Origin of the sequence: Kitasatospora putterlickiae (genome assembly GCF_039527695.1) — a bacterium.
In the GTDB taxonomy this organism is placed as follows: Bacteria; Actinomycetota; Actinomycetes; order Streptomycetales; family Streptomycetaceae; genus Kitasatospora; species Kitasatospora putterlickiae.
The window spans coordinates 46,808-48,847 of record NZ_BAAAKJ010000255.1; the positions used below are offsets into that span (position 1 = coordinate 46,808).

Annotated in this window: 1 protein-coding gene and 1 pseudogene; both read right to left on the reverse strand. The window is 78.0% G+C overall.

Translation table 11 applies throughout. The features are described from left to right. Positions 1–527: ABC transporter ATP-binding protein (locus ABD308_RS25745; RefSeq protein WP_344338974.1), on the reverse strand; the 527-nt coding region annotated here is incomplete at its 3' end. A gap of 44 nt (positions 528–571) precedes the next feature. Continuing rightward, positions 572–2,040 (reverse strand): annotated as a pseudogene (locus tag ABD308_RS25750) (hypothetical protein); the annotation flags it as partial.

The following is a 2,040-nucleotide window of genomic DNA, read 5'->3' on the forward strand; positions in this document are numbered from 1 at the left end:
CACACCGAGGCCGCCAGGCCGTAGGCGACGTCGTTGGCGAGCGCGACGGCGATCGCCACCCGCTGCTGCTCGCCGCCGGAGAGCGCGGCGGGGGTGCGGTCGGCGGCGCCGGCGATGCCCATCAGGTCGAGCAGTTCCCCGGCCCGGGCGGCCCGCAGTCGGCGCAGCACGCCCGCGTAGCCCATCGGCAGCCGCACGTTCTCCCGGGCCGTCAGGTAGGGCAGCAGGTTGGCGGCGGTCCGCTGCTGGATGGTGCCGACGGTGCGGCGCCGGTAGGCGGTCCGCGCACGCCCCTTGAGCGTGCCCAGGTCGGTGCCGGCCACCACGGCGGTGCCGGCGCTGGGGCTGTCCAGGCCGGCCAGGATGCCGAGCAGGGTGGACTTGCCGGAACCGGAGGCGCCGACCAGGGCCAGCAGTTCGCCCTCCCGCACGGTCAGGTCCAGGCCCTGCAGGGCCTGCACCTCGACCCCGTCCCAGGCCCGGCCACCGGTGCGGTAGATCCGCACCAGGCTCTCGCACACCACCATCGGCCGGTCGCTGCCGGCCGTGGGCTCCTCGGTCGCGCGGACGCTCACAACGCCTCCCCCAGTCGTAGCACGGCGCCCAGTCCGCGGCGCCGGCTGACCGCCGCCTCCAGGACGGCCGCCGCCGTCATCAGCACGGCCAGCGCGGCGCCGAGGCCCGCGGTGACCGTCCAGTCGATGTGTGTCGCGGGCTCGAACGGCCCGCCGGTGATCGCCCCCAGCCGCAGGCCTGAGCCGAACACCGCGGGCAGCAGCAGGCCGAACGCGCCGCCGCCGAGCGCCGCCGCCAGCAGCAGCGGCAGCTGTTGGAGCAGTTGCAGGGCGAACACCGCGCGGCCGCCGGTCCCCAGGGTGCGCAGGTAGGACGTCGTCCGGGCCCGTTCGGTGGCGCTGAGCAGCAGGTCCAGGGTGAACGCGCCGAGCCCGAGCAGCAGTCCGAGCAGCGTGGTGACCCGGAAGGCCAGCTCGACCGAGCGGGCCAGTCCGTCCGCGTGCAGCGCTTCGAACTCCACCTCCCGGTCGCGGAGTTCGACCTGTGGGCCGCCCGCGGCGCTGGGCGCGAGCTGCGCGACGGCGGCGGTCCGCACCGCGGCCGGGTCCACGGCCGGTCCGCCGGCGGCCGGGTAGAGCAGGACGGCGGACGGGCTCTTCTGGGCGGGGAGGAGCCGCGCCGACGGGCCGGTGAACACCAGCAGCGTGCCGCGCGGCGGCCCGCTGCCGAGCACGGGTCCGAGCACCGGGTCGCGCAGCGCCTCCTCGGGCAGGGCGCCGACCACCCGGACCCGCGTCCGGGGCAGGCCCAGCGTGGCGAGCTCGAAGTCGCCGTCGGGGAACCTGGCGGCGAGGGCGGGGTCGGCCAGCGCGGTGAGCACGGGGGCCTCGCCGCCGACGGCCGGCGCGTCGGCCTCGGGGGTGGCCGCCAGGGCGCGCGCCACCGGGGAGGACGGCCGGGCGGCGGCCAGGGCGGCGCCGTCCAGCCCGACCAGCGGGACGCGCTCGAAGGTGGTGCCGTCGGTCCGCGCGACGACCTCGCCGGTGGCGCCGGTGACGGTCACCTGGTGCCCCACGGTCGGCGTCCCCGACAGGTCACCGGTCAGCCGTTCCTTCGCACCGACCAGGGCGACGGGCGCCCCGCCGGTGCGCCAGTCGGCGAGCCGCGCCTGGGCGTCCTCGACGGTGCGCGGGACCAGGCCGCCGTACACCCCGAAGCCCATCGCCAGCACCAGGACCAGCAGGGCGAGCGCGGCCGCGCCGCCGTGCCGCCCGGCCCGGGCGAGCGCCATCAGCGGGACCACGCCGCGCGAGCGGCGCGCCCACCGGGTCGCCCGGAGCAACACCGGAGGCAGCAGACGGAGCAGGGCCCCCACCACGACCAGCGCCAGGAGCACCGGCGCGAAGGCGAGTTGGGGGTCGATGCCGGAACTCGCGTAGGCGCCCCGGGCGCGCAGCGCGGCCAGCCCGCCGACGGCCAGCAGCAGCACCAGGGTCTCCAGGACCAGCCGCCGCGAGCGCGGCA